The sequence below is a fragment of the Pseudoalteromonas sp. MMG024 genome (assembly GCF_021654175.1).
GTDB lineage: Bacteria > Pseudomonadota > Gammaproteobacteria > Enterobacterales > Alteromonadaceae > Pseudoalteromonas.
On record NZ_JAKFZO010000009.1, the window covers coordinates 170038 to 195193 of the forward strand.

Sequence of the window (25156 nt, forward strand, 5' to 3'; positions counted from 1 at the left end):
AATGCTATTTTGAGCGACTTGGCTCGAACTCGTTGTAGTGTGGCAAATCCATGTTTAAACTATCCCAATTGGCTTTTGAATCAACAAAGTTATGAGACATTGGGCGTTCAACAATATCGCAGTCAAGCACACCTAAGCGCAGGCGTAAACGTGTTGGGTCATCCGCATTTGAGCTATAAAGTGGAGACGCGCATTGCTTGCAAAAATGACGTTTTCTACCCGGTTTAACTTCAAAAGAGTTAATGAATTCTTGCCCTTTTTCGATTGTTAGCGACTGCGAGTCAATAAAGCCATTGGTCGCAAAGGCGGTGCCGCTTGATTTTCTGCATAGTGAGCAGTGGCAATGAATAATATCGCTGATTGGGCCGTTAAGTGTCATGTGAACTTCGCCGCATAGGCAAGTGGCAGAATACATATTTGTCCTTAAACTGAGGGAGTTGAATTTGATAGCTGCTTTTTACGCGCTTGAAAATCAACAAAAATGTTAATGCTTAACCACACAAACCCTATCACAAAGCTGATGCCACCAAAATCCAAATAACGAAAATTTCCGTGCAATTCATATTGGGCATCAAAATTGGCGCCTTTTAGCGTAGGGATCAGAATATCGACAATCCACAAACCAAACATCACACTTGAAATGGCAAATGCGGCAATCCAGCCGTACTTAATTAAAAAGGCAAAGGTAATATGTTCAATATTTGATTGTTGCTGCAGTTGCGCGGGGGTTAGCTCAAACACCGCGGCCAACGCTTTACTGGTTTCGAGCGAGGCGTTGCCATTTTTTTCAACACGCTGAATGGTGCGAATACTTAACCCCGCCGTGACTGCCAGCTCTTCTTGACTCCAACAGTGTTGTAAGCGCAGTTGTTGTATTTTCTTATTATCTAGTTTCACAAATAAACTCATGATGTATTTCCTTATCGGTGTAGGTTGATAAGGAACAGCATAAAAATTTAGTGTACCGACTGCGCTGACAAATACCAGACATCTTAATGACATTCGCCCGTCATCTATCTGACAATTTAGCGACAGTCAAATAAAGTGGTGGTTATAGTGAGTGTTAGTACTCACTTAATTGTGTTTTATCCGACCATTGGTAAACAAATTCATCGACCACTGAACCACATGGCGCATGCCATACGCCTGCTTTGACTCGTTTAGCACCCAACTTTTCATACACTTTAATGGCGTGATGATTTCCTGATAGCACTTCTAAGTAGATGCTTGGGTGTTTAGCGTTTGCTTGTAGCCATTGTGTTGCCATAGACATTAGCTGCTTGGCGATGCCATTACCATGATAATGACCATCGACATGTAGGTTATCGAGCAAGCTGCCAAGCTCAGCTTCGTGATCGGCGTAAACACAAATAAAGCCAACGAGTTTGTTTTGATGAGACGCAATAATCACATGCTGCTTGCTATTTTCAGTAGCCAAACGAGATTGCCAAAGCGTTAAACGCTCGCTTGGGGCAACTTGGTTTAAGTATTCGGCTTTTAACATAGTATGGTAGGTGTTTTGCCAACTTTGTGTGTGAAGAGACGCAATTGCTGAGGTATCGCTTTGATTGGCAACGCGGTAGTTGATGTCCATGTTTGGTGTTCCTTATTGTTTAGCCCGTTCAATTAAAGCATTAATATTGAACTGATTAAATACTTTTACGCCGTGCTGGTTTAGCAGCTGTACAGTGACGCCTTGCCCACTTATTTTACTGCCCGTAAAGGTGCCGTCATATATTTCAGTGCTGCCACAGCTAGGGCTAAGTTCGGTTAATAACGCCAATTTAATATTGTGTGTTTGGCAAAATGCTAAGGTGAGTTTTGCACCTTTTATAAATGCGTCGGTCACATCGAGCCAGTCATCTTGTATAACGCGTGTGGTATTGTGTTTTTGGCGATAGATAATTTCAGCAGGCGGCCTTGGAATTGGCAAACCTGCGCTTACTTCGGGGCAAAAAGGCAAAAGTTCAAAATGCTGTTTAAGTGTTTGTAACTCAAGGGCGAGGGCTTTGCCGTTGTAGCGTACAGGATTGCCAAACAAACAACTGCTTATTAGTAATTTTTGCATCAGTTTATTAAAGCGCTAATTCAAACTGCAGCATATCGCTGGTGTTAGAAGGCGTTTTGGTAAACCCCATTTTGCTTAGCACGTGCGCCGATGCTGGATTATCAATGCTTACGCCACCGTGTATTACGCGCCACTGTGTTTTTGCTTTGCCATAGTGAATAAGTGCTTTTAGTAGTTCACTGGCGTAACCTTTGCCCCAATATTGCGCGTTAAATAAATAACCAATATGTGCGTGGCCCTTGTCTTCATAAATTATAAATAAGCCAATCAGTGTTAACTCGGCATTGTGATAAATGCCATAAACTTGGCTTGTTTGTGCTTGTTCATTTAACCAAACCTTTGCATCAACAGGTGTTGTAATCCCGTGAAAACTAGGTGGTAGGTGACGTGTTACCTCGGGACTTAAAATCGCAATCAGCTGGTTAAGTTCTGCATGGTTTAGCGTTTGCTTTAACGCCGACACCGTGAGTCGTTGACTATTGAACAAGCACAGGTCTTTCATATTACTCGCTTTTAGAATGACAAGGTTGGTTGTTTAAAAACTGCGTGATGTGTGTGTTTATTGCTTGTTTTAACCACTTAGGACCACCGTCGTACATATCGTTATGACGAGATTTTGCAATTTTAACAACACATACAGGTAGTTGCTGAGTTTCGCTTTCGCTATAAAGCACGCCTTTATCGGCTGGGAAGTCGCTGCCACGAATTGAAAGTACCTTAATATTTTTATTTCGAGGAAGCGGTACACGGCGATGGTCTATAGTGATTACGTGCTCGATATAATCGACGTTTTCATTGGCAAGCCACGACGAAATATCGCCACCGTTTGAATGGCCGATTAACGTGAGTGCATTAAAGTTATAGTGTGTGTATTTGTTGGCATAGTGTGATTTAACAAAGCGCAGTGTTTGTGCGCCACGTTGCCAATTTTCACTGCGCGTTTGGTATAAGTCACCGCTGACTGAGAGCGGTGGGTCATTGGGCAGTTCGTGCCCTACAGCGATAGTTAAAAATCCATTTTTATTAAGCAAAGTTTCAATAAATTGGTATTCGGTGTGTTTAATCCCATATCCCGCGCTAATTATGGCGACCGGGCATTGATTTTTTTGCGTGCAACTTGCTGAATTTATAGGCTTTGAGACTGTCACTGGAATATGACGGTCGCGTGATTTATCAAACACGCTCAGGTCACTATTTTTGGCATTAACCGCATAACTTGCAAGGCCTAACAACATGCTTAACGCAAGAGAAAAACGCATGAATCTTCCTTTTCATAAATTATTGTTTTTAAACGTTTGATTGAGCGTCTTTTTAACATTTTAGCTATATGATTTATAGTGATTTCCGTGCGATTGCTTGGATCACAGCTGCCTCACCGGTATGAAATGCACCTTCAATAACAGTGCGCTTAAGGCTTTGTAGCAATGCGAAATCTAATCCGGTTAATTCATTTTTAAGCTGCGTTGTTGTGATCATAGTACTGATATCGTTGCCGCCGCCTGTGCCTAAATGAATTTGCTCGGGTGTGTAGGCTTCAAGTAAAAATACTCCGTTTGGTTTTAAACTTTTAACCACATTGGCGTGAAGTAAACGCCTATGCGCTTGTGAAAACGGGGCAAAAATTGAGATGATGCTATCCCATTTGTTTTCGCCTAAATCAAAGTTGGTTAAATCAGCGTGAATAAACTCTATGTTTACGTTGTGCTTGTCAGCTAATTGCGCTGCTTTTTCTAATCCTTTGATTGATGCGTCGACGGCGCAGACCTCAAAACCTTGCTGAGCAAGAAATACTGCGTTGCGTCCTTCGCCTTCTGCAAGAGTGAGCACTTTGCTTGCTTTAAGTGATGAAACGTGTTGCTTTAAAAAGTCATTTGCTTGTGTGCCGTAAGCATATTCGCTGTTTGAAAATCGTGTGTCCCACATGCTGTCAAAGGTCATGATTTACGCCTGTTAATTTAAACAATAGAATAAGGGTATTACTTCAAGTCGACTTTAAGTCAAGTGCACGTGAGAAAAATTATGGATATTGCACAAGTTGCTAAACAATCGGGTTTAAAACCATCAACCTTACGTTATTACGAAGAAAAAGGGCTGATCCGCTCTGCAGGTCGCAATGGATTGCGCCGTTATTACGACAAACAGGTATTAGAGAAGTTAGCGCTCATTAATTTGGGGCGTTACGTTGGTTTGTCGCTCGATGAAATTGCTGAAATGCTGTTGCCGAAAGGCGTTGAGGTGAATCGCTCGTTATTGCTTGAAAAAGCAGATGAGCTTGATAAACAAATTAAATCGATGACGGCAATACGAGATGGCTTGCGCCACGCTGCACAGTGCAGCGCGCCGCATCATTTAGCTTGCCCAACGTTTCAGCGTTTTTTAAACCTTGCGGGTAAACGCCTAAAAGCTAAGCCGAGCAAGCTGAAGTAATATCATTGTTGATTTTGCTTAAATTGTAATGGTGCCTGTAAGGTATTGCACTGCGTCACCAGAGATTTTGACGCGGCTGTCGTTTACCTCACAATATATAATGCCGCTGCGTTTTGATGCTTGCAGCGCTACAATTTGCTGTTTATTGAGCTTTTCAGCCCAGTAAGGGGCAAGCCCTGTGTGAATAGAGCCGGTTACCGGATCTTCATCGCCGCCATTAGCTGGCCAAAAATAGCGTGATGCGCAATCAAAGTCTTTACTTGGTGCACTCACCGTAACGTCATATGGCGCGAGAAGTTTTAGCTTGTCAGAATCGGTGATGATCGCGTTGATAATTTCTTCATTATCATAAATAGCGAAATAGGCTTGGTCATTTTTAAGCACTTCAAGTGGCGTATGTGATAAACCTTCAAGTAATGCCGCGGGCACATGGTTTGGCTCAACGGGTATTGGTTTACGATTTGGAAAGTCCATTTCAATGCGGCCGAGGGCATTTTTCACTATGGTCATTTCGCCGACGGCGCTTGCGAAAAAGGTAAATTCTGACATTTCTGGATAGTTAGAAAATAGAACAAAGGCCGATGCAAGCGTAGCGTGGCCGCAAAAATCAATCTCGGTAAGTGGCGAAAACCAGCGAATATGATAAACATTAGCCTCATTTTTCACTAAATAAGCGGTTTCTGATAAGTTGTTCTCACTGGCAATATTTTGCATTTGGCTGTCGCTTAGCCAATCATCGGTAATGATCACCGCTGCAGAGTTGCCTTTAAATCGCTCGTTGGTGAATGCATCAATCACCTGCATTTCAAGTTTCATGATTGCCCCTTCTCGTAAACTTTTTGTGTGATTAGCTCGCTTGTGAGTGGTTGCCCTTGCCAAATAAATACTTTGCTTGCACCAGCACCTAAGCCAAGTTCAAGCAAAATACGCTCTTCAATTTCACACAAACCACCGTCGTTCAGTGCTTGTTGATGCATCACTAAGGTGAGTGTTTGCAGCAGCGATTTAGTTTGTACTTGGCTGATAGCTTCTTTAAGTTTGGCTTCGCAAGTTTGAAAATGTGCGATAGCTAAGCGCTGATTTGAAAATTCACCGCTAATGCTGTGCTGCTTTGCCGCTGAAAAGTTATCAATGGTGATGTGGTCTTTTTTAATGGTTACATAGAGTACTTGCTGGCTAAACATAATATTTCCTAAAAGGCGCGTTTTTAGCGTAAATAAACAGCTTGGTATTTGCCGTTGTTTTTAAATTTATTACTTTATGGTTAATTGTTATTATTTCAAATGGTTATTTTTCAAGCGTGATATTGCTGAGTTACTAAAACCACGCAACAAAACCTGCGATATTTATCACAATAAGTGCCACTAAACTGATGGCAAATAATGCGCTACGCAATAATTTTAAATTTAAGTAATAACAAAGTGTATACAGGGCGCGTGCAACAAAGTAGCTGAACGCGGCTCCGTTAACCACATTGCTATTGGCATTAATGGCTATCGCAAACGCTATGCTTAAAATAAAAATGGCAATGCTTTCATTAATGTTTAGATGAGTGCGATTGGCACGAAATAATAAATTTGCGTGATTGTGTTCAACTGGAAATCCGGGAGGGTGCTTTTTTACAATTGCCAGTACATCGGCAATTAACAGCTGCACTATCATTAACATTGCGGTTAAGCCAAGGGCTAACAGGGCAAGGTGATATTGAGTTAGGTCGACCATGATATTGTTGTGTATAAAATAGGGTTAAATACGCCAGTTCCGTTTAAAGATTATTTTTGTGATGCCACTGTACTGCAAGAGCAAGGTGTTGGGCAATAAAATCTGATTTTAATTCACAATATAACGCATTGTTATTGTTACAACTTATTGCTGCATTTTGTTTGATTTGAGCGTATTCAGTAGCGGTATTTGGCATCGCAATAAGGTAGTCGCGAAAAACGCGATGCTCAAAGAGGTGCTCATCTCCTTTTGCAAAGGCATGAATATGATGACTGCGTTTATCGCCACCTTTTTGAAAGTAGCGCCGACCACTAATGCCATTTTCCCCTTTGGCTTTGTAGCCAATGTATTGAAGTGCTGCGTTGCATGTGTCGAGCACATCGAGAGATTTTACTTCTAGCAAAATATCAATCACTGGCTTTGCCGCCAAATTAGGCACCGACGTACTGCCAATATGCTCAATTGCGATTAAGTTACCACCAAGTATGGGTGAAATTAATGCGACTTCACACTCGAAGTGTTCATGCCATTGTGGTGTGTAATCCATAATCTCGATTTTTCGCATGCTACTTCCTTTATTGTTTTTTGATTAAAACGCTGTCTTTTAATTAGGCATATCAACAACGATAAATAGACTTTTACATAAACGCAAAAGCCCAAAGTTATTAGCTTTGGGCTTATGTTTTAACAATGTGGTGACGACCAACCGAGCCGTGTTATATGGTTATTGTTTAAGGCTGCAATGTCATATGCAATATTGGAAAGGGTTTACCCAAATCATCAATTGGCGAGCGGGCATTAACGCGAAATCCCTTGTGTTGATAAAAACCAACAGCTTGAGGGTTTTGCTCGTTAACATCTACTTTGTTTACCGCTAACTGATCAATGGCATAATTCAACAATAATGTACCAATGCCTTGACCACGTGCCGCATTAAGCACAAACAACATTTCAATTTTGTGTTGATGAACGCCAATAAATTCTAATATTCCACCCAAATCATTTTTAACACATTTTAGCGTTACCGCTGGAAACGCCTGCGTTAAAATAATGGGTTTAAAATACGCAATGTCCTGCTCTGTAATAAAGTCATGCGTTGCTCGGACTGAATTTTCCCAAACAGCTAGCAATTCTGCGTAGTCGTTAGGAAGCACATTTTCTACAATCATGGTATTTCTCTTTGTGACTGAAATTGATGTGCAGCCGCGAAAAATTAGTTTACCCCGTGAAACAGCATAAAGCGATGTATTTAAGTTTTGCTCATATTTAAGCGCTAGTCCGTAAAGGTCAGCACGCTCTGGTATAAACACTCTATTTATTAGTTAAATTTGTTCTTATGAAGAAATTTTAGCGTGTTAGCCTAGACTTATAGCGTGGTTAAATTTGAGGCGAAAAAAGTGCGCATTTTGTTACTTGTATTGCTGCTCCCCACGTATTGCCTAGCTGAAGTGATCAATTGGATTGTGGTTGATTACCCTCCTTACTATATTTTAAAAGGCGAATACATGGGTCAGGGAAGAGACGAGCAAGTAATTGATTTGGTTTCTAAAAACTTAGTGGGTTATAAATTTAAACGTCATGTTATGCCGGCAAGTCGAGCGGTGAAAGCGCTTGGCAGGAGTGATCAGGTGTTTTGTATGGCGTCTTTGTATCGTAATCAAGAACGCGAGCAGTTTATTCGCTTTACCGAGCAATATTCTACGCTTGGGTTATCGCCTGCTATTGCCATGCGTAAATCATTGGTTGATAAATTAGAGCTTGGCAACAGCACTGATGTGTCGTTGCGTTATTTAATTTTAAATCGCGGTTTAACCGTGGGCACCACACTTAATCGGTCATACAGTAAAGAAATAGATGCAATACTAAAATCATCGCCTAGCGAACAGCTATCTACTCGCGCGGGCCGCGACTCGCTTGAAAGTTTAACCTATATGTTATTAAAAGGGCGGGTGGATATTATTTTGGGCTACCCCAGCGAACACGCCTATTTAAGCAAATTGATGGACGCCAATAATGAGCTCACGCAATTAAGCGTGCAAGAAGCAAAAGCGGTAGCAACCGGATATATTGGTTGTAGCAAAAACCCGCAAGGCGATATTGTAATAAAAGCGATTGATGAAGCACTTGCAAAGCTTAACCACAGTAAGCAGTTTACAACTATAATGTTGCGTTGGTTACCTCAGCATATGGCGCCAACATTAAAACCGTATTTAAAGGAATATTAGCGTTTGGTTAGGCGTTGTTAGCGGTATTAGGTTTGTGGTGTTTTTTGTTAGCAATACATGCTGACATTAGCGACATTTTTTGCCTCAACTTTCGTTGTTTTAAAATCAACCGGCTTGGTAACCGTCTCAAAAGTAGAAGCGTGGTTTGAAATGGCCAAATCGGTTGATGCAATTTATGTTTGTGTCGTTATTGTATTACTGCTGTTTGCAGACTTATTTATTGCTATTCCAACGTTAACTGTGATGTTGCTAGCAGGGTTTTTTCTTGGCCCATTTGTTGGGTCGATAAGCGCTGTAGTAGGCTTGAGCCTTGCGGGAGGTTGTGGCTATGGCTTAAGTAGGCGCTATGGTCACTTTCTTTTGAGCTTTTTAGTAAACGATCAGCAAAAGCAAATTGATGCAGTTAATATGTTTCAGCAACATGGCGCAGTAGTGATTTTACTTTCAAGAGCGACGCCAATTTTGCCCGAAGTTTCAGCGTGTATGGCGGGTATGACCAAAATGCCTTTTATGAAGTTTTGCATTTTGTGGTTGGTGAGTACGGTACCTTATGCTGTTATTGCCTGCTATGCAGGTTCGATTAGTTCGGTTGAAAATCCCAAACCTGCAATTTTCACCGCAATTGGTTTAACCGCGTTATTTTGGAGTGGTTGGTTTGTGTTTAGCAAAGTAACGAAAGCGAAGCGCCAGCTATTAACGTAAAGTGTGTTAACCGAGTTGAGGCTAAACCGCATGTTTGTGCATTTCGCTGTTGTAATCCACTACGCAGTTTCGGCCTTGCTCTTTGGCTTTATACAGTGCGCTATCAGCTTGGTGCAATAGCGTTTCAATAGAAAAGCTATCAAACTCATCGCAACAGCTAACGCCAATTGATGCGGTTAAAAATTGCGAAATCAAAGACGTTTTGTGCTCAATGGCAAGTCCCTCTATTGCTTCACGTATGGCGTATGCCATGTTGCGCGCATCACTTTGGCACGTGTTGAGCAGCACAACCACAAACTCTTCGCCACCATAGCGTGCAATTACATCACTTTGCCGGCGAGTATGGTGCTTTAAGGTTTTAGCGACGTGTTTTAACGCCAAGTCACCTTGCTGGTGGCCGTAGCTATCGTTGAATTTTTTAAAGTAATCAACATCTAACATGATCACACTAATTGGCATAGCGGATGGGGTTAATTTTTCTAACACTTGCATCATGGCGCGGCGGTTAGCAATGCCAGTAAGCGGATCGGTATCACTTAATCGTTTTAATTGGCGGTTGTTATGTTTTAGTGCATGTTGTTGCACATGTACTTTATTAAATAGCACATCAATAAGCAGCGCTAAACGGCCTATTTCGTCGGTGCGTTCTAAATTGGTTTTGAGCTGAAAATTACCGCGCTCCATCACTTCCCTGACGGTGGCTTTAAGCTTATTGAGCGGTTCAATAATCATAATGGTAAGAATAAAATAGATAATAAGAAGTACGACCAACGACATTAATAGCGCCATAACCATCGACATTTCAAATGGGCTGTCGTCAAACATTCGTTTGGGTGTGGGATAACTCAGGATCAACGCTGGCTTATTGAATATGTCATTAAATTTCACATGAATATTCGAAAGTTTGGTGCGAATATGGGTTTGTGCATCCAGCTGATTAAAATCGATAACAGGCGTTGTGGCAGAGAAAGTGTCAGCTTGTGCAGCAGTGACTGTAGTTTGGGTTATTTCACTAAGTTGGTGTGCAATTTTGCCATCAAAATAACTCCATACTAACATTGTGCCGGCTAAGTCACCCACGCCAGATGATGGTAAAACACTCCCGCTTACGAACAAAATAAGTCTGTCATCAAGGGTAATTAGCCCTTGCTTAAATAATGTTTGTTGCCCGTTGTTTATCATTTCTTGTTTGCTGATCAGCAAGTTTTTTTTAAGGCTTGGCGGTATTGATTTAAAAGGGGAGCTTGATAGTGGATTGTTGTTTTGATCTATCGCTAATTCGTCAATAAGCGTTTGGTTTTGGTCAAAAAAACTCATGCCATTTATTTTTAGTGAAACAAACGATTTAGGAATAAAAAAGTTAGTTTCCAAATAGTCTAAATCACGTGTCAGAATCACGTTATAAAGTTCATCCCACACGGCGTTATCGTACACCAGTAATTCAAGTTCGTTGTAAACTCTAAGCAGCGCAGAATTGAGTTTGTAAATATCCTTTTTATCTTTTTCTACTTCAAGTGCGACTAGTTGCGGAATAGTCCAATATTCACGGATCACTAAGTGCACGCTTGAGAACGCAAGTAGCATGATTACGAATATAAGTAGTAACTTAATACGCAAACTTCGCGCGATAAAATTAAACATACACAAACCTGTAGCAAAAAATGTGAGAGTAGCGCGTTGTGGCTTAACGCTCTTATTTATGAGTATAGGAAAGGATTTAACTTTGCGTAGAGCGAATGAAAATAGTTATTTTCAAGCGTTACTAGTTAAGGTTTTTCTAATTGTTATTTTTATTGGTTTTTGCGTTAAATTTTATTCCGATATTTGGCTAAAGGAGCAAGGAGTACTAAGGGTGATTGGTTGATTTGCGACTGTGCAGGAAGTGTAATGGGGCTTTACACTTACGGTAAGCATTATTTAATCTCGAGAGTGAACGTTTGTTGGCACTTAATGATGTTTTGCCTTAAGTGCCAATTATAAACATATGTTATACCGTGAATTCGCGAGAATTCTCATTAAGACGTTCGCTGGTTTGTTCAAGCATTTCAACCACCGCCATAAATTCGTTCATTCTATCAACGGCCTCTTTTGATATATCACTCAGGCCATTGATATTGGCATTTATGTCTTCGGTTACCGTAAGTTGCTCCTGTGATGCGGTTGCAACCCCTTGGGTCAGCTCCTTAATTTTTCTGACCGCTTCAAAAATACTGTCGAGCACTTCTGAGGACACCATTACCTGTTGTTCAGTGGTACTTACTTGCTGTTGGCTTTGTTGAATTGCACTGTTGGCATTACCGGCTTTAACTTGAAGCTGGTTAATAATATCGCGAATTTCTTCGGTAGATTGCTGTGTTCGCTGCGCCAAGGTACGTACTTCGTCTGCAACAACGGCAAAGCCTCTACCTTGCTCTCCGGCTCTGGCTGCTTCAATTGCAGCATTAAGCGCAAGTAAGTTGGTTTGCTCGGCAATCGCCTGAATTACGCTCACTACGTTCGCAACCTGATCACTTTGCTCTGTTAATTCTGAAATAATATTAGCGGTTTGCTCAAAACGTGACGACAAATCACCAAATTGTTGACTGGTTTGTGACATCACCTCCATTCCACGCTGCGCTTCTAGCTCTACTTGGTTGGCATAATCTGCTGTGCTTACGGTGTTAGATGTCACCTCGTTTAAGGTTGCGGTCATTTCTTCTGCGGCTGTAGCGATGGTTTCTAAGCGTGAATTTTGCTCTTCGCTAATCGCTTTATTATTGCGAATAAACTCGCCCACCTCTTGTGATGATTGAGACATTTGATTGCCCGCGCTACCAATATTCGTCACGGTTTTTTGAAAGCTTTTGAGCATGCGGTTAACCACGTTTGCAACCGCGCGTACTTCAGTTGCGCCAGTTTCGTCTAATGATTTACTTAAATCGTTAGCGCGACCAATTTCATCAAACGTTTTACCCAATAATTCAATGGGTTTTACAATTCTACGGCGCACTAAATAAACACCAAATAAACTAAAACATATGGTAATAATTAAAATAACAATTACCCAATATAAATAGGATTCAACGCGTTTATTGGCAGTTTCTACATTGTTTTGGGTGCGTGTTTCGAGGGCGGTGAAAAACGATTCAACGGGTTTCATAATATCCGCTTTAAAGCGGTGGTAGTCTTCACTGTGTGTGAGTTGAATGGCTTTTGCTAAATCGGGTGAGCCGTTGATTGTATAGTTGCCAGACGCGTCTTTGAACTTACCTTTCACGGCGTTCATTGCTTCGACTTCTAATGCGACTAAGCCGTCGGAATTCTTCTGTGCTTGCGTTAAATAGTCAAGCTCTTTTTGCGTAAAGCCAGTGGCTTTCATTTCGTCGAGTAATACTGAGCGTGCGCCATCTGGTTTGGGTTTACTGCCGTAATTGAGCACTAAATCCCAATAGATCTTATGATAGCCCTGTGGCCTTGGCTTTTCGCCATTGCGAATTGCTAGCACATCCATATACATTTTTTCGTACTTGTCGTTACCCGTTACGGCATAAGTGCGCCCTAAGCGGGTGAGGTCGTCCGAGCTTTGTCGTAATTCGTCGGCAAGTTGATACGCTTTGTAGCGGTTATCAGCCATCTCTTCTACGTCAATTAACGCGTTATACATGTTAATTACAAGCAGTGTTACTACTAAGACAAATACGATAATGCCACTAAAAATGGTCGTCATTAAAATGCGAATGGAGTTTAGCTTCATCGTCATTACCTTTGTTGAATAACCACAATAAAGACTAGTGCAGGACTAAACATTCAGCTAGCTGTAAATTTACAATTAGCGCCGTTAACCTCCAATTTCTGGCTGATGACGCACAGCCAACAAAAAAACAGCTTATTTCAATAGATCGCGTAGCAACACCGCTTTATTTGATGTTGTAAGCATGGCTTTGTTTTTGGGTAATTGTTTAAGTTTCTCAGCAACTTGTTTTTGTTCATCTAAGGTTAGCTCGCCGTACATGCGCGGGTAAGGCCAGCCATAGCCCCAGCGAAATGTGGTAGGTAAAAATGGAGTGCCGCCAACGCGTACGCCTGCCAACATTAAATTTGCTATTTGTTTTTCACCCACTTCTGCAACGCACATTTTAAGTGCCATATCGGCATCTTTGCGTTGCTGATAACTGCCGCCTTGCCAGTACGCTAAATCGTGCGCAACACAGCAGTTGAGCCAAAGACTGTTTTGTTCAAACGTGCCATCGGGAAAGGCGCTGCAACCGTCACTGGTAAAGGGCTTTAGTTCGTTTGCTGCAACCGCGGTTTGGGTAAAAAACAATAAACCAATACTTGCTAAGAGTGTGTATCTCATTGAATGTTTAAATACGCGAGGATTATGCTGTGCGTTAGCATATCAGAATGTTGTAATAAGAGAACCACATTACACCTGTTGAATGACTGGATTTTGACAAAAAAATAACGGGTTGCTTGCGAGCCTTATTATTCCCTTACCATTATCAGCTTACCTTAAACACTTAGTAACATTAATGACACATGGATTTGATGACAACTCATTAACAAGCGTGTTATAAATTAGCAGCACAACAAGGAGTTATACACATTGAACGTGAACGATGAAAAAGAACAAACAGCTACGGTAATTTGTTTTTTAATTGGCGGTTTAGTTTTAGCCACCGGAATTTATGATTTTTTCTATTACGACCTACATATTCGAGATCTGATAAATATAGTTGCTGTTTTTCTTATTCTGGTCGGCCTTGGTTTAGCACCAAAAACCTTTTTTACGCCGATTGGCAAACTGTTTTCAGCGTCTTATAAATTACCCACATTAGTGAATTCAAAAATACAGCAAAGCCTTATTATTAGTGGCGTGTTGCTAAGTCTGGTATGCATTATTTGGGGATATTGATACTAACTGAGTTAACTTAGCGGGCAATTAGGTTAGCAACATAGAAAGAATTAACAAGGCTACCAAAATTGTGTTAATGGCGAAATAACGTGCAACGTGAGTTGTTGCTAGCAAAGCAAAATGAGGCAAATATGAACGTATTTATGTTAATTGCAGGCGGGTTAAGTGCTTGCGCCGCCTTGTTACATTTGGCGTGCATTTACTTTGGTGCGCCTTGGTATCGTATGTTGGGCGCAGGTGAACAAATGGCAAGGCTTGCCGAGCAAGGCAGTCATCAACCTGCGCTTATTACGAGTGTTATCTTTGTGGTGCTCGCAATCTGGTCTGCCTATGCGTTTTCTGCGGCAGGATTATTTATAAAGTTACCTTTACTGCGCTTGGCGTTGATTTTAATTACGTTTATATATTTGGCGCGCGGCATTGCGGGATTTTTCTTTATTTCATCCCCTATCGGGCGAAGCCCCGAATTTTGGCTTTGGAGTTCACTGATTTGCTTAGTATTTGGTCTAGTGCATTTGATTGGCATTAAACAAACATGGGCAACTTTATAGTGATTTTACAGATTTCAACTAAGCCGTTTGAGTTAGGTTTAGCGCATTGCATATTGAGTAACTATTTTGGAACTAATTAATTATTTAAACGCACACTTTTATACCAAACAACAACTACTTGAGCTAAGCAAAATACCTGAAAGTGTGTTTGAACAGTGGCAGTCTAACGGGCTTATGCCAAAGTGTTCATATAAGTTGGCGATGAATGTTGAAAGCGACTCATTTTTTGGCATACATGCCGAGGCACACACAGTGGAATATTATGCCAAAGGCTATACCGCTTGGCTTGGTAACTTGCAGTCTATAAGTGATGAGCACTCTGCTTATAAGTTGTTCTCTACGCGTTATCAAAACGCGATAGCCGAACTTAAAGCACAAGGGTTTGCATCGCAAAATAGCAAAGTAAATGATGGGTTATCGCAACATATTGAAAGTGAGTGGCAGCATTTTCAAAACGGTATTTATGGTTTATGTACGCAGTCTGGCTTACCAGAGGACATTGCCGCAAAAGAGTTTGCCATCGTGATTATTAATGAACTTACCGAGCAGGAAAATTTAACTAACGCTCAACTGACACAACTTGAACAAGCGGTTACTTTGCTTGATTGTGCCAGTGCACTGTTTGCGCCACATGAGCGAAACAACAGTTCTCGTCATCGTTTAGTGGATGAAGTAAGACGTAAATATCAATTTTAATTACAGGACTGCATCATGAAGCTTTATGGTCGTACTACCTCGTTTAATGTGCAAAAAGTGCTGTGGTTTTTAACCGAACTGAATCTCGACTTTCAGCATATTGAGCTAGGCGGTCGTTTTGGTGGTTTAGAAAATAGCGAGTTTAAACAGCTCAATCCGATGGGCAAAGTACCTGTATTGGTCGATAACGGGCGAGCTGTTTGGGAGTCGCATACCATATTGAGGTATTTAGCGGCACAATACGGCAGCCCGATGTGGTATCCGGCATGCGGGTTTGAGCGTTCGCTCTATGAACGCTGGCTCGATTGGTCGCAAACCATTTTTCAGCCTGCTTTTATGGGCACTTTTTGGGGATATTACCGAATGCCGCCTAACAAACGCGATATGGTGACAGTCAACCGTCATTTAGACAGTTGCATTAATTGTTTAGAAACCATTAATAAGCAATTGCAGCAAACTCCTTACTTGGCAGGGAGCACGCTTTCACTTGCAGATATTGTTGTTGGCGCAGTGAGTTACCGATTAACGTCGCAAGGGTTAATGATACCTTTGCCAAAACGCGCAAGTGATTGGTATTACGAGCTTAAATTTCGACCCGGTTATAAAACTTGGGTGATGAGTGATTTTACCGAACTAAAAGCCCGAGAAGACTTCTAACCCTATGATTTATTAATGGCAATCACATTAAAAGGAAGGTTCTGTGTATCAGTTATATTATTATCCGCTTAATGCCAGTATGGCGCCGCATTTTATACTTGAAGCGCTGGGCGTAGAGTATCAGTTGATTAAGGTCGACAGAAAAAGTAATCAACAAAAATCAACAGAGTATTTGGCATTAAACCCTGCAGGGCGCATTCCTACCTTAATTGATAACGGCACTGCAATTTTTGAAAGTCCTGCCATTTGCATTCACTTAGCCGAAAATCACCCAGATGCGAATTTGATCCCGCCATTAGGTGATATTAATCGCCCGGTATTTTTCCAGTGGATGATGTACCTAACCAATACGGTTCAGGCTGAACTTATGGTGTACTTTTACCCTGAAAAACACACCTTAGATGCACAGCATGCAACACAGATTGTTGAGGCGCAAGAAGCACGCATTACCGATATGCTCGCGCTGCTTGATAATGAACTAAAACATAAAAATTATTTGGTTGGGCAAAGTGTGACGGCCTGTGACTTTTTCTTATTTATGTTGTGTGTATGGGCTGACGAATTTAAAAAGCCGCCGCTTGCGTTTAACAACTTAGCGCGTTTTTTAAAAAACCTAGCACAGCACAGTGCGATTAAAACCGTGTGTGAAAAAGAAGGGCTAAGCCTTCTCGATTATCTATCGTAGCGAGCGCGATGATGGCGTTAATTTATCAAGAAACCGTACCAAGCCCTCTCGAATTTTGCGAGATGCGAATTAAAGCAGGGCTTTCTGCAAAATCGTTAAAAGCGGCAAGTATTGCATTACCGAATAGTTTGTACGGCATTTCAATACGCGATGATGAAAAGTTAATAGCTATGGGGCGTGTAGTTGGAGATGGCGCGTGCAATTTTGAAGTGGTGGATATTGCGGTAGACCCAGCCTATCACGGTTGTGGTTTAGGCCGTGAGGTGATGCAATACATTGATAACTATTTAGCATCGGTCGCGCTTGAAGGCTCGTACGTGTCTATGATCGCTGATGAGCCCGCTTTTTACGAAAAATTAGGTTATCGATTGGTTGCGCCGAAAAGCCAAGGTATGACAAAAAATTTATTCCGATTAAAGAGTAAGTTGCAAAGCAAGCCTCAGTCTTGCTTTGCAGCGCGAAGTTAAGGTTTAGTGACCAAATTTAATTCGAATGCCCGCATTAACCGTAAAGCCATCATTGCGAGACCAAATATCAGTCGTCCAACGCCCGCTTGGGTCTTGCTGTGGGAGTACGAGCGAGTCCGTTTTTGTTTGACGTACGTTGAGTAAGTTTTCTGCATTTAAAAAGTAACTTACTCTGCCAAAGGTAATTTGACCTAAAAGACCTAGGTGCCAATATGCCTCACTCTTGTCGCGGTATGGGTTATTTTCTAAGTGTTGTGTGCCTGTATAGTAAGCTTCAAAACCTACTAAATGACTACCATGCTCTTCCCACATAATAACAGCACCTGCAGAATGCTTGGGGGTTAAATCAAGCGGTACACTCCCCATGCCATTACTATTTTGTTTTCTGGCATCAAGATACAAGTAGCTGCCGGTCAGTTTTATATCGTGCCAGCGATAACGCAGTAATAACTCTGCACCATGAATATCAGTTTGTCCTTCGGCATTTGTAATGCGCACCGTTTTACCGCCAAATTCTTCAGGGTTGATGGGCTGTAATTCGGTGACATTATCGATTTCAGAGGAAAATAAAGTAACACTCGACTCAATGTTATTAAGGGTGTAACTAATATCAATGGATGCGGTTGATGCGGTTTCTTCTTGCAGGTTTTCAAGCGGTGCTAAACGCGATAAACCTGTATCGTCAATGTCTTCAATAAACGGCGTAGGGGCAAAGAACCCTTTTCCGTATGAGCCGCGAATAGTCCAGTTTTCAGGGCGATAGAGTATGGATGCGCGCGGGCTAAATTGGGTGCCATATTCGCTGTGCCAATCGTTGCGCGCACTCAGTGACATCGACACATCATCCGTTGCATCATAATCGATTTGAGAGAATAACCCAGGTACATGATAGTTGTAGTTAAACATAGCGAAGTCATCAGACTCAAATCGGTCTGACTGATACGCTGCGCCTACAAGCCATGTAAGTGAGTCAGCGTAGCCAGAGACACTTGATTCAAGTAAATAGCTTTTGTGACTGTCGTCTTCCAATACTGAGCCATACTCATGTTGATGATCTTGCTGCATTGCAGAGCCGCGAATATTGAGGTTCATCTCATCACTCAGTGGGCTATCGAAGATAAAACCGGTGTCGAGTCTTTGCGTATCTTGGTTTTGTGCGTACGGATTACCATCTGGCATCACTGCGCCTTGTTTTGCTCCGCCTTCACGAGTTTCTTGCATCGCGCCAACAGTTACATACAGGTTAGCACCGTGCTCGCTCTCCCAATACATGCGCGGCCTGACAGTGGCACGCTGATACGCTGCCATATCTAACCAACCGTCGTTATCTAAGTCTTGCTGGTGTTGATTGTGCACGCCAGCGGTAACTGACACTCGCGTTTTATCGTTAGCTGGCGCGGCAAAATAGGCTGTAATATCTTGCCCGTCTTTTGAAGTGGCGTTCAGTAATACCTCGCCTTCAAATTCATCGTTTGGTGTACGCGAAATTAAATTGATAACGCCGCCCAACGCTGAACCGCCATAAAGCGATGAAGCTGAGCCTTTTATAATTTCCACATTGGCTAGATCGGTGGGCGGGATCTGTAATAAACCAATAGAGGCAGTTTGGCCACCATAAAGTGGTAAACCATCGCTTAATAACTGGGTGTAACGGCCGTACAGCCCTTGTAAACGAATATTCGCACTGCCAAGCGCAGGCGAAGTATTTTGCACGCGTACGCCACCGGTTTCAGCCACCAACATCGAAATATTCCCAGGGCGCATCAGCGCCTTTTCTTGGATTTCTTCGCCGTTTATTAGCTCAATACGGGTTGCTGATTCCGTGACGATGCGACCTAAACGGGATGCGGTCACTTGGATTTTTTCAATTGTCTTTTCGCCATGCTCGTGATGATGCTCATCATGATGGTCTTCACCAGCAACTAAAAGTGATGGCGATAGCATTAGCGCGAGCGCTAAACGTGATTTTTGTGTGTACATTTTTACCTCAAATATATGCCGTGCAAGCCTAAAAAGTGTGCATTAAAACCTTTTGTAACGGATTTTAAAGGGACTAACCCTAGGCACTAAAAATGGGAGGTCTAAATGGGGACTCTATTCGGCTAAGCGGTGAGCTCATATAGTGTTGGTGGAAAGTGTTATTAATGAGCTGCACAGGATGCTGTGCCAGCGGTGACAAATATAAAAATGATGCGCAGGTATTGGCGGGACAAATACAGTCGCTTTCGCAGCATTCAACATCGCAGCAGTCGTCGCTCTCTTCGCTTCCGTTGGAAGTGACATCAATTTGCGAGCTAATAGTGTGAGTGTCATTAAGTGATTCTACCGATAGCGCAAAGTGGTTTGCCACTGCTTGCCCAGTAAAGGCAAATAACAATGTTATTAATACAACCAATTGTACGAATGGCTTAAACATATCACTCTCACATTAAATTCAGCGGTATTCTAAAAGGCTTTATGAAGAATGTGAAGTTTCTCTTTAAATGACTGCTGCATATTTTAAAGCATGCAACCAGCTTGGTGATTAAACAGGTTGCATGCTGTGAACACTAATCCGTGTCTTTGCTCATTAAACCTATCAACCCCACCAGCGCGGCAAATAGCACTGCTGCCACAGGCCAAATAATCCAAGTAACGCCCCAGTTCATTGTCCATAAGCTCCATGCTAGGAAAATAGCGACAATTAAAGGCCAATAAAACGGTGCAAGTTTGAGTGCGTTGCGTTCACTTTGGGTGAGTTCGCGGTTTTTATCCCCTTCGTTTAATACGTGTTTATAGGCTTCATATTCACTTGATGCAGGAATAATCACCCATAAACCTAAGGTAACGATAAACAATAACGCGGCGAGCATCAGCAAGGTTAAATCGGTGCGACCAATCAGCATAATAACTAACAATAATGGAATGCTACTGGTAATAAATAAGGTCACAGCGAGCGATACTTTGCCGTTGTACTTAGGTGTGAATGCGTCGATTTTCTCACTAAAGGCACTATGCACACCATACATCAATTCAAATTTACCTTTTTCAATGGGGGCAATGGCACGCTCATACTGATTGGTTTGGATCACCAAGCGCACACCTGCTGCAATTAGAATAAAAATTGAAATAATACCAAACACCACTGCGGTATTTTTATTTAACGCAATGCTGTTGTTATTGGCTAATGCCAACAGAAAAAATAACGGCACAGCCGAGCATACAAAAAATGCGACGCCTTTTGCGGTGAGAATGGCTTGGGCTTTTTTGGTGTTTACGTAGTCGATAGCTTGCTCTAGGCTAATTTGTGTTAAGTCATTGTCGCGCTCTTCTAAGTGTTCAGCCGTTTCGATTTCGTCTTTTAACAAAAAGTCGGTTGAGACATTAAACAGTTCGGCCAATTTGATAATTTTATTTAAATCGGGAATGCTGTTGGTGCTCTCCCATTTTGAAACCGATTGGCGCGATACGCCCATTTTTTCGGCTAATTCTTCTTGTGACCAGCCTAGTTGCTTTCTTAATGTAATTATTTTCTCGGATAAGATCATTGTTCGTTACTCTGTTTGTTAAACTGCCTCTAGCTTAGGAATTTCAACGGTTGCACACTAGCAAGCTAGCTTGGAATCTTGTCAACTGGCAGTTGCATTTACTTGTTTTTGCTAAAAAACGGCAATTTTTTACTTTCTAGCATACCGTTTATTGATTAATCGACCAGTAAATTATTTATGCGTTTTTATAACTTTTTTGCCGCGTTTTTGTTGCAGCCCTATCGCAATATTCAGAAAACAAACTGGCAAGTTCAAAAAACGGTAAGTCATATTGATGCGCTTTTAGTTTTCTTACTTAGTTTTGATTTAAGTCCTTTTGTGAAATAAATTTAGTTGATAGATTGGTATGCAAAATAGCGATTGCTGGATAAAAGATGGATTGGCTTGCCGAAGAATCAGAAACAATTACAAATAACCGTAAACCATGGAAAGTAGTGATTGTTGATGACGATTTAGAAGTACACAAAGCAACAAAGTTAGCAATGAAGACGTTCGAGTTTATGGGGCGTCGCCTTGAATTTTACAGTGCCTATAGTGGCAGCGAAGCAAGAGCGCTTTTGCGTGAACATCTCGATGTGGCCGTTATTTTGCTCGATGTTGTAATGGAAACTGACGACGCGGGTTTAAAGCTCGTTAACTTTATTCGTGGTGAGTTAAATAATCGCGATACGCGTATTGTGTTAAGAACAGGGCAAGCCGGACTTGCGCCAGAGAGCGAAGTGATTAAAAACTACGATATTGACGGTTACAAAGCCAAAACCGAAATTACCGTTGATAGCTTGCATCATTTGTTCTATACCTCATTACGTTCGTTTCGCGATATTTCCCGTTTGTGCAGTTACAAGAATGCGTTAAAAGCCTTGCTAAATTCGGTGCTAAAAGTCGATAAGCTCGCCGATATAGAATCGTTTTCGACAAATTTACTCACCTATTTGAGCGATGTGCTAGACGCCTATGAAGCCGAGCTAGTGATCAATAAGCGCAAAGCGTCGGTGATAAATATAAAAAGCACTAATACCACAGTAATTAACGCGCAAAGTGATAGTTCTTCAGCCATTGATGTACCTGAATTTATTAACACGGTTACTGCTGCCAAACAGCTTACTTATGAGGGCAATTTCGCCGGAATTTATTATAAAAGCGAAAATGAAATTGAAGCTGTGGTTGTGCTAGAAGTGGACACTGAACTCGATAACAATGCCATAGAGCTGGTGGAAATATTTACTGAACATGTGTGTGCACTGATCAGCAAAGTGAATGGAGCAATGTGATGATACATTTCAATATTGATAAAATCATAACCTCGCTTAAATCGTCTTATGGTAAAGATTTTTTAGATACCATTACGATGCAGCTGCATAAATCAATTGGCGCGCAGTTTACCTTTATTGCCAAATTAGATGCGATACGCAATGTATCCCAAACAATGTCGTTAGTGGCAGGTGACGAATTTGCCGAAAATTTTGAATACTCGCTGGAATTCACCCCGTGTGCTGATGTAAGTGACGATTCTACATGTATTTTCCCCAGTAAAATTTGTAACTTATACCCAAAAGATCAACTGCTTATTGATATGGGCATCGACGGTTACATTGGCGCACCGTTACACGATTCAAAAGGCGCGGTATTCGGCTTAGTTGTAGCACTTTACAGTAAACCAATCGAAAACGCCGAAGAGGTTGCGTCGTTATTTGAATTATTTGCCGGACGTATTTCTGCTGAATTAGAACGCGCTGAAAAAGAACATGCATTGTTTGAATTAAACCAATCACTTGAGCAAAAAGTAGCGTCGCGCACCCATGAATTAGAAAGCGCATTAAAGCAGTTAAAAAGTTCGCAAAAACAGCTTATTGAACAAGAAAAATTGGCGTCGCTAGGGCGTTTAGTGGCAGGTGTTGCACACGAAGTAAATACGCCATTAGGTGTTGCTATGTTAGGTAATTCAACGGTACTTGCTGGGGTTAATCAGCTTGCTAAAAAGTTAGCGAGCAATACCCTCAGCAAACATGATTTAGACGCTTTTTTGATTGATACGAAAGAGGCAGGTGAAAGTGTTGAGTTTAATTTAAACCGCGCCAGTGAATTGGTGGTTAACTTTAAGCAGATCGCGACCGATTTTCATACGGATCCGAAAAGCGACGTCAATTTAGTTGAGTGGGTTTCGTCTATTTCTACAAGTTTAAAACCAATGCTAAAAAGTGCGGGTATTCAATTTAAACTTGAACTGCCACCTTACGCGTTAATTGTAAATACGTACCCGTCACGTTTAGCTCAGGTGGTGACTAATTTAGTATCGAACGCGATAAAACACGCCTTTCCAAAAACGCACAACCAAGCTGAAAAGGTTATTACCATTAGGCTAAGTGGCGATGCTACTAATTATGCACTGGAAATAGCCGATAACGGCATTGGTATGGACGAAGACACACAAGCACATATTCTTGACCCATTTTTTACAACAAACCGTAAATCGGGCGGCATGGGGCTTGGTATGAGCATAGTGCACAATTTAGTTACGGGGTCGTTAAATGGGCGCTTGGTTATTAACAGCGAACAAAATAAAGGCACTAAAGTAAGTGTTTATTTCGAGGGCAAGTAACTAATTTTGAATTAAAGTTTTGGGATAATGGTTACTGACTTTTATAGCGTGCGTATTTATGTCATGCTGCGCGGCAAATAATAATCAAATATTAGGTTGGTAATGGAATTACGACACGTTAGTGAAACGATTATTCATGGTATCTCAACAAGAACTAATAACAATGCTGAAATGGGGCCAAATGGTAAAATTCCGGGTCTGTGGCAAACGTTTGATGCACAGGTACCGGTAAACTATCAAGGTGGTGAACGGGTTTACGGCGTTTACTACGATTATGAATCAGATCACACCGGCATGTTTAATGTGCTAGCGGGGTTTGACGGTACATCTTACCCAGATAATCTAGAAGCAATTACGATTAATGAAGGCAAGTATTTGGTGTTTAGCCATAAAGGTGATATGCCACAAATCGCAATAGATGCGTGGACGCAAGTTTGGCAGTATTTCGCAGGTGATGCGTGTGAACATCAACGCTTGTTTACCACTGACTTTGAATACTATCCAAATGGCAATCAAATAGATGTATGCATTGCGGTAAAATAACACGATAGCTGTGTTTAAGTGGGTGAGCTGATTTTACTTTCAGCCACCACAATATAAAAACTGTTTAATATCAATTGTTAGCGCCATGAACAAATGCCCAAACTGTCAACAAAAGTTAAATCCATTTTCATTGTCGCTTGCTGCATTTCCTGTTTACTTTAAATGTAATGGCTGCAAAACACGGCTAACGCTAAAACGAGTAAAGGCTTTTTGGCTTACTTATTTGCTTTATAGCGTCATTATTTTGCCAATTGTGGTTCATACACCGTTTATTAATAACAATAACCTTGGTCTGCCAGTGATGATTGCTGGCGCATTTGTGCTTTATTATTTCGTAGCTAACTACCTATTAAGACAAGAAAACGTCGCGATTTATAAATAAATTATTTATGCCACCTTAAGCGGTTGTACGTGAACATTTGCGTGTTTGATGTGCGGCGTTTTACCTTCTTTAGCCCTATCTTTTTACGTTGAAATGCAAGGGCACATTGGTTTCCTTTTTTATATTGTCGACAATATTACGCTTATAAATATAAAAAATGATCTTAATTTAAGTTTATACTTTATATTTGTCGACAATTTCAATTTAAATAAGATTGCTAGTCATGCTTTATAATCTGTTTGGCACTATTAATACGCTGTTTATTGTCGTTAGTTTGTATGGTGTTTTTTCACAGCTTAAAACCGTTTTTGAACGTAAACAGGCTGCGCAATGCAGCGATTCGCCAACTGCACTTTTGTCGCTGAATCAATTTTCGGTGAGTTTTTTAGCGTATTTATCGTTTTTTATTTATGGCTATTCCATAGCACCATTTAATCATTACATTGTATGGCCTAGGCTTGTGGCATCGCTACTTGTGTTGGGCATTTTGATAGAAATATGGCGAGACCGAAAAACACATTTAGCATTTATTAGCATGAGTTTGGCATGCGTTTGTTTAGTGGGCTCAATTTTAGGGTTGTTTGTGGGCGAAACGTTTGCTGATAACGGTAAGTTAATTTCGACAGCCATTATTTTGTTGGTATCGGCGTTAATTGCGCAGGGTTACGCACATCAAATTTATGTGATTATTCGTTCTGGTTCTACAGGTGCGGTGGATTTAAAAATGAGTCAGTTTATTTTGATGATGGATATCTCCACCATTGCGTTTGCCTTTAGTATGGGACTGAAACAAGGGTGGCCGTTGCTTGTTTTAGCAATCACCAGCGGCGTGACCAAACTCATTATTATGTATTTGTTTCGCTGGGTTAAGTTAAGCCCCTTAGCAAAAGCACGTCGCGCAAAGGCTGCTTAAACCTATATTTAAGTCTAACTGCTGTTTGGTGATTACTTTTAGCACTTTTTCACTGCGTTGGCAGTATATAACTGCCAAAACTACTGTGTTGTGTCATT

The 25156-nt window shown here is 41.3% G+C and carries 32 protein-coding genes; 14 read left to right on the forward strand and 18 right to left on the reverse strand.

Annotated features, from left to right (window positions below):
- Nucleotides 1–4: 4 nt before the first annotated feature.
- The 7 genes from L1068_RS10725 to L1068_RS10755 form a co-directional block, all read right to left on the reverse strand.
- Entirely contained in the window at nt 5–415 is a 411-nt protein-coding gene (locus L1068_RS10725) for a GFA family protein (RefSeq protein WP_237130253.1), read from the reverse strand.
- Between the two features lie 8 nt (nt 416–423).
- On the reverse strand, nt 424–909 hold the full coding sequence (locus tag L1068_RS10730; RefSeq protein ID WP_054978024.1) for a helix-turn-helix transcriptional regulator: 486 nt from the start codon (nt 907–909) through the stop codon (nt 424–426).
- 154 nt (nt 910–1063) lie between these two features.
- Nucleotides 1064–1594, reverse strand: coding sequence for a GNAT family N-acetyltransferase (locus L1068_RS10735; RefSeq protein ID WP_054978025.1), 531 nt, complete (start codon nt 1592–1594; stop codon nt 1064–1066).
- 12 nt (nt 1595–1606) lie between these two features.
- Nucleotides 1607–2068 (reverse strand): DUF523 domain-containing protein, encoded by a 462-nt coding sequence (locus L1068_RS10740; protein WP_237130254.1) that lies wholly within the window; start codon nt 2066–2068, stop codon nt 1607–1609.
- A gap of 7 nt (nt 2069–2075) precedes the next feature.
- The gene (locus L1068_RS10745; protein ID WP_054978027.1) at nt 2076–2570 is read right to left on the reverse strand and encodes a GNAT family N-acetyltransferase; all 495 of its coding nucleotides are present in this window, start codon (nt 2568–2570) and stop codon (nt 2076–2078) included.
- 1 nt (nt 2571) lies between these two features.
- Nucleotides 2572–3327: an alpha/beta hydrolase gene (locus L1068_RS10750; protein WP_237130255.1), complete on the reverse strand. Its 756-nt coding sequence runs from the start codon at nt 3325–3327 to the stop codon at nt 2572–2574.
- Nucleotides 3328–3400: 73 nt separating this feature from the next.
- A complete protein-coding gene (locus L1068_RS10755) occupies nt 3401–4006 on the reverse strand; it encodes a class I SAM-dependent methyltransferase (protein ID WP_237130256.1) in 606 nt (201 codons plus the stop codon).
- Between the two features lie 81 nt (nt 4007–4087).
- Here L1068_RS10755 and L1068_RS10760 point away from each other — a divergent pair, with 81 nt between their 5' ends.
- Nucleotides 4088–4495, forward strand: a complete 408-nt coding sequence (locus L1068_RS10760; RefSeq protein ID WP_237130257.1) for a helix-turn-helix domain-containing protein — start codon at nt 4088–4090, stop codon at nt 4493–4495.
- A gap of 18 nt (nt 4496–4513) precedes the next feature.
- Here L1068_RS10760 and L1068_RS10765 read toward each other — a convergent pair whose 3' ends face one another.
- The 5 genes from L1068_RS10765 to L1068_RS10785 all read right to left on the reverse strand — a co-directional run bounded on the left by L1068_RS10765 (nt 4514) and on the right by L1068_RS10785 (nt 7386).
- A complete protein-coding gene (locus tag L1068_RS10765) occupies nt 4514–5311 on the reverse strand; it encodes a PhzF family phenazine biosynthesis protein (protein WP_237130258.1) in 798 nt (265 codons plus the stop codon).
- Nucleotides 5308–5679, reverse strand: a complete 372-nt coding sequence (locus tag L1068_RS10770; RefSeq protein ID WP_237130259.1) for a hypothetical protein — start codon at nt 5677–5679, stop codon at nt 5308–5310. The genes L1068_RS10765 and L1068_RS10770 overlap by 4 nt, the downstream gene beginning before the upstream one ends.
- Before the next feature lie 133 nt (nt 5680–5812).
- Nucleotides 5813–6217 (reverse strand): MAPEG family protein, encoded by a 405-nt coding sequence (locus tag L1068_RS10775; RefSeq protein ID WP_237130260.1) that lies wholly within the window; start codon nt 6215–6217, stop codon nt 5813–5815.
- Between the two features lie 43 nt (nt 6218–6260).
- The gene (locus tag L1068_RS10780; protein ID WP_237130261.1) at nt 6261–6782 is read right to left on the reverse strand and encodes a GrpB family protein; all 522 of its coding nucleotides are present in this window, start codon (nt 6780–6782) and stop codon (nt 6261–6263) included.
- Between the two features lie 166 nt (nt 6783–6948).
- Nucleotides 6949–7386 (reverse strand): GNAT family N-acetyltransferase, encoded by a 438-nt coding sequence (locus L1068_RS10785; RefSeq protein ID WP_054978090.1) that lies wholly within the window; start codon nt 7384–7386, stop codon nt 6949–6951.
- Between the two features lie 228 nt (nt 7387–7614).
- Between L1068_RS10785 and L1068_RS10790 the strand changes: the two genes are divergently transcribed.
- Both L1068_RS10790 and L1068_RS10795 read left to right on the forward strand, forming a co-directional pair.
- Complete coding sequence (locus tag L1068_RS10790; protein WP_161805648.1) at nt 7615–8442, forward strand: TIGR02285 family protein; 828 nt, start codon at nt 7615–7617, stop codon at nt 8440–8442.
- Between the two features lie 57 nt (nt 8443–8499).
- On the forward strand, nt 8500–9144 hold the full coding sequence (locus L1068_RS10795) for a VTT domain-containing protein (protein WP_237130262.1): 645 nt from the start codon (nt 8500–8502) through the stop codon (nt 9142–9144).
- Between the two features lie 21 nt (nt 9145–9165).
- Here the strand turns inward: L1068_RS10795 and L1068_RS10800 are convergent, their stop codons facing one another.
- From L1068_RS10800 to L1068_RS10810, 3 genes are all read right to left on the reverse strand, one after another.
- Complete coding sequence (locus L1068_RS10800) at nt 9166–10785, reverse strand: diguanylate cyclase (protein WP_237130263.1); 1620 nt, start codon at nt 10783–10785, stop codon at nt 9166–9168.
- Nucleotides 10786–11131: 346 nt separating this feature from the next.
- On the reverse strand, nt 11132–12877 hold the full coding sequence (locus L1068_RS10805) for a methyl-accepting chemotaxis protein (protein WP_237130264.1): 1746 nt from the start codon (nt 12875–12877) through the stop codon (nt 11132–11134).
- 132 nt (nt 12878–13009) lie between these two features.
- Nucleotides 13010–13480 (reverse strand): hypothetical protein, encoded by a 471-nt coding sequence (locus L1068_RS10810; protein WP_237130265.1) that lies wholly within the window; start codon nt 13478–13480, stop codon nt 13010–13012.
- Between the two features lie 255 nt (nt 13481–13735).
- On the opposite strand from L1068_RS10810, the gene L1068_RS10815 reads away from it, so the two are divergent.
- From L1068_RS10815 to L1068_RS10840, 6 genes are all read left to right on the forward strand, one after another.
- Nucleotides 13736–14038, forward strand: coding sequence for a hypothetical protein (locus tag L1068_RS10815; protein WP_232732436.1), 303 nt, complete (start codon nt 13736–13738; stop codon nt 14036–14038).
- 131 nt (nt 14039–14169) lie between these two features.
- A complete protein-coding gene (locus tag L1068_RS10820) occupies nt 14170–14589 on the forward strand; it encodes a hypothetical protein (protein ID WP_054978093.1) in 420 nt (139 codons plus the stop codon).
- A 66-nt stretch (nt 14590–14655) separates the two neighbouring features.
- A complete protein-coding gene (locus tag L1068_RS10825) occupies nt 14656–15285 on the forward strand; it encodes a DUF6058 family natural product biosynthesis protein (protein ID WP_237130266.1) in 630 nt (209 codons plus the stop codon).
- A gap of 15 nt (nt 15286–15300) precedes the next feature.
- Nucleotides 15301–15942, forward strand: a complete 642-nt coding sequence (locus L1068_RS10830; RefSeq protein ID WP_237130267.1) for a glutathione S-transferase family protein — start codon at nt 15301–15303, stop codon at nt 15940–15942.
- A gap of 43 nt (nt 15943–15985) precedes the next feature.
- Nucleotides 15986–16627, forward strand: a complete 642-nt coding sequence (locus L1068_RS10835) for a glutathione S-transferase N-terminal domain-containing protein (protein ID WP_237130268.1) — start codon at nt 15986–15988, stop codon at nt 16625–16627.
- A gap of 11 nt (nt 16628–16638) precedes the next feature.
- Nucleotides 16639–17094, forward strand: a complete 456-nt coding sequence (locus L1068_RS10840) for a GNAT family N-acetyltransferase (protein ID WP_237130288.1) — start codon at nt 16639–16641, stop codon at nt 17092–17094.
- Between the two features lie 3 nt (nt 17095–17097).
- Here L1068_RS10840 and L1068_RS10845 read toward each other — a convergent pair whose 3' ends face one another.
- From L1068_RS10845 to L1068_RS10855, 3 genes are all read right to left on the reverse strand, one after another.
- Nucleotides 17098–19074 (reverse strand): TonB-dependent receptor, encoded by a 1977-nt coding sequence (locus tag L1068_RS10845; RefSeq protein WP_237130269.1) that lies wholly within the window; start codon nt 19072–19074, stop codon nt 17098–17100.
- A 79-nt stretch (nt 19075–19153) separates the two neighbouring features.
- Nucleotides 19154–19510 carry a hypothetical protein gene (locus L1068_RS10850; protein WP_237130270.1) on the reverse strand — a complete coding sequence of 119 codons (357 nt, stop codon included), beginning with the start codon at nt 19508–19510 and terminating at the stop codon, nt 19154–19156.
- A gap of 133 nt (nt 19511–19643) precedes the next feature.
- Nucleotides 19644–20621, reverse strand: coding sequence for a helix-turn-helix transcriptional regulator (locus L1068_RS10855; RefSeq protein WP_237130271.1), 978 nt, complete (start codon nt 20619–20621; stop codon nt 19644–19646).
- A gap of 374 nt (nt 20622–20995) precedes the next feature.
- Here L1068_RS10855 and L1068_RS10860 point away from each other — a divergent pair, with 374 nt between their 5' ends.
- The 5 genes from L1068_RS10860 to L1068_RS10880 all read left to right on the forward strand — a co-directional run bounded on the left by L1068_RS10860 (nt 20996) and on the right by L1068_RS10880 (nt 25058).
- Complete coding sequence (locus L1068_RS10860) at nt 20996–21892, forward strand: DUF3369 domain-containing protein (protein ID WP_237130272.1); 897 nt, start codon at nt 20996–20998, stop codon at nt 21890–21892.
- The gene (locus L1068_RS10865; RefSeq protein WP_237130273.1) at nt 21892–23220 is read left to right on the forward strand and encodes a HAMP domain-containing sensor histidine kinase; all 1329 of its coding nucleotides are present in this window, start codon (nt 21892–21894) and stop codon (nt 23218–23220) included. Before L1068_RS10860 ends, L1068_RS10865 begins: the two co-directional genes overlap by 1 nt.
- Nucleotides 23221–23322: 102 nt before the next feature.
- Nucleotides 23323–23763 carry a GyrI-like domain-containing protein gene (locus tag L1068_RS10870; RefSeq protein ID WP_237130274.1) on the forward strand — a complete coding sequence of 147 codons (441 nt, stop codon included), beginning with the start codon at nt 23323–23325 and terminating at the stop codon, nt 23761–23763.
- Nucleotides 23764–23848: 85 nt separating this feature from the next.
- Nucleotides 23849–24145 (forward strand): hypothetical protein, encoded by a 297-nt coding sequence (locus L1068_RS10875; protein WP_237130275.1) that lies wholly within the window; start codon nt 23849–23851, stop codon nt 24143–24145.
- Nucleotides 24146–24368: 223 nt separating this feature from the next.
- A complete protein-coding gene (locus tag L1068_RS10880) occupies nt 24369–25058 on the forward strand; it encodes a hypothetical protein (protein ID WP_237130276.1) in 690 nt (229 codons plus the stop codon).
- Nucleotides 25059–25156 lie beyond the last annotated feature (98 nt).

What these genes read in the sequence shown, in the direction of transcription:
- L1068_RS10820 (WP_054978093.1), top strand. Translation starts at nt 14,170, where the DNA reads ATGAACGTATTTATGTTAATTGCAGGCGGGTTAAGTGCTTGCGCCGCC.
- L1068_RS10750 (WP_237130255.1), bottom strand. Translation starts at nt 3,327, where the DNA reads ATGCGTTTTTCTCTTGCGTTAAGCATGTTGTTAGGCCTTGCAAGTTAT.
- L1068_RS10745 (WP_054978027.1), bottom strand. Translation starts at nt 2,570, where the DNA reads ATGAAAGACCTGTGCTTGTTCAATAGTCAACGACTCACGGTGTCGGCG.
- L1068_RS10770 (WP_237130259.1), bottom strand. Translation starts at nt 5,679, where the DNA reads ATGTTTAGCCAGCAAGTACTCTATGTAACCATTAAAAAAGACCACATC.
- L1068_RS10830 (WP_237130267.1), top strand. Translation starts at nt 15,301, where the DNA reads ATGAAGCTTTATGGTCGTACTACCTCGTTTAATGTGCAAAAAGTGCTG.
- L1068_RS10780 (WP_237130261.1), bottom strand. Translation starts at nt 6,782, where the DNA reads ATGCGAAAAATCGAGATTATGGATTACACACCACAATGGCATGAACAC.
- L1068_RS10865 (WP_237130273.1), top strand. Translation starts at nt 21,892, where the DNA reads ATGATACATTTCAATATTGATAAAATCATAACCTCGCTTAAATCGTCT.
- L1068_RS10870 (WP_237130274.1), top strand. Translation starts at nt 23,323, where the DNA reads ATGGAATTACGACACGTTAGTGAAACGATTATTCATGGTATCTCAACA.
- L1068_RS10730 (WP_054978024.1), bottom strand. Translation starts at nt 909, where the DNA reads ATGAGTTTATTTGTGAAACTAGATAATAAGAAAATACAACAACTGCGC.
- L1068_RS10795 (WP_237130262.1), top strand. Translation starts at nt 8,500, where the DNA reads ATGCTGACATTAGCGACATTTTTTGCCTCAACTTTCGTTGTTTTAAAA.
- L1068_RS10765 (WP_237130258.1), bottom strand. Translation starts at nt 5,311, where the DNA reads ATGAAACTTGAAATGCAGGTGATTGATGCATTCACCAACGAGCGATTT.
- L1068_RS10850 (WP_237130270.1), bottom strand. Translation starts at nt 19,510, where the DNA reads ATGTTTAAGCCATTCGTACAATTGGTTGTATTAATAACATTGTTATTT.
- L1068_RS10775 (WP_237130260.1), bottom strand. Translation starts at nt 6,217, where the DNA reads ATGGTCGACCTAACTCAATATCACCTTGCCCTGTTAGCCCTTGGCTTA.
- L1068_RS10875 (WP_237130275.1), top strand. Translation starts at nt 23,849, where the DNA reads ATGAACAAATGCCCAAACTGTCAACAAAAGTTAAATCCATTTTCATTG.
- L1068_RS10845 (WP_237130269.1), bottom strand. Translation starts at nt 19,074, where the DNA reads ATGTACACACAAAAATCACGTTTAGCGCTCGCGCTAATGCTATCGCCA.
- L1068_RS10860 (WP_237130272.1), top strand. Translation starts at nt 20,996, where the DNA reads ATGGATTGGCTTGCCGAAGAATCAGAAACAATTACAAATAACCGTAAA.
- L1068_RS10800 (WP_237130263.1), bottom strand. Translation starts at nt 10,785, where the DNA reads ATGTTTAATTTTATCGCGCGAAGTTTGCGTATTAAGTTACTACTTATA.
- L1068_RS10805 (WP_237130264.1), bottom strand. Translation starts at nt 12,877, where the DNA reads ATGAAGCTAAACTCCATTCGCATTTTAATGACGACCATTTTTAGTGGC.
- L1068_RS10880 (WP_237130276.1), top strand. Translation starts at nt 24,369, where the DNA reads ATGCTTTATAATCTGTTTGGCACTATTAATACGCTGTTTATTGTCGTT.
- L1068_RS10840 (WP_237130288.1), top strand. Translation starts at nt 16,639, where the DNA reads ATGGCGTTAATTTATCAAGAAACCGTACCAAGCCCTCTCGAATTTTGC.
- L1068_RS10735 (WP_054978025.1), bottom strand. Translation starts at nt 1,594, where the DNA reads ATGGACATCAACTACCGCGTTGCCAATCAAAGCGATACCTCAGCAATT.
- L1068_RS10810 (WP_237130265.1), bottom strand. Translation starts at nt 13,480, where the DNA reads ATGAGATACACACTCTTAGCAAGTATTGGTTTATTGTTTTTTACCCAA.
- L1068_RS10785 (WP_054978090.1), bottom strand. Translation starts at nt 7,386, where the DNA reads ATGATTGTAGAAAATGTGCTTCCTAACGACTACGCAGAATTGCTAGCT.
- L1068_RS10755 (WP_237130256.1), bottom strand. Translation starts at nt 4,006, where the DNA reads ATGACCTTTGACAGCATGTGGGACACACGATTTTCAAACAGCGAATAT.
- L1068_RS10725 (WP_237130253.1), bottom strand. Translation starts at nt 415, where the DNA reads ATGTATTCTGCCACTTGCCTATGCGGCGAAGTTCACATGACACTTAAC.
- L1068_RS10760 (WP_237130257.1), top strand. Translation starts at nt 4,088, where the DNA reads ATGGATATTGCACAAGTTGCTAAACAATCGGGTTTAAAACCATCAACC.
- L1068_RS10855 (WP_237130271.1), bottom strand. Translation starts at nt 20,621, where the DNA reads ATGATCTTATCCGAGAAAATAATTACATTAAGAAAGCAACTAGGCTGG.
- L1068_RS10740 (WP_237130254.1), bottom strand. Translation starts at nt 2,068, where the DNA reads ATGCAAAAATTACTAATAAGCAGTTGTTTGTTTGGCAATCCTGTACGC.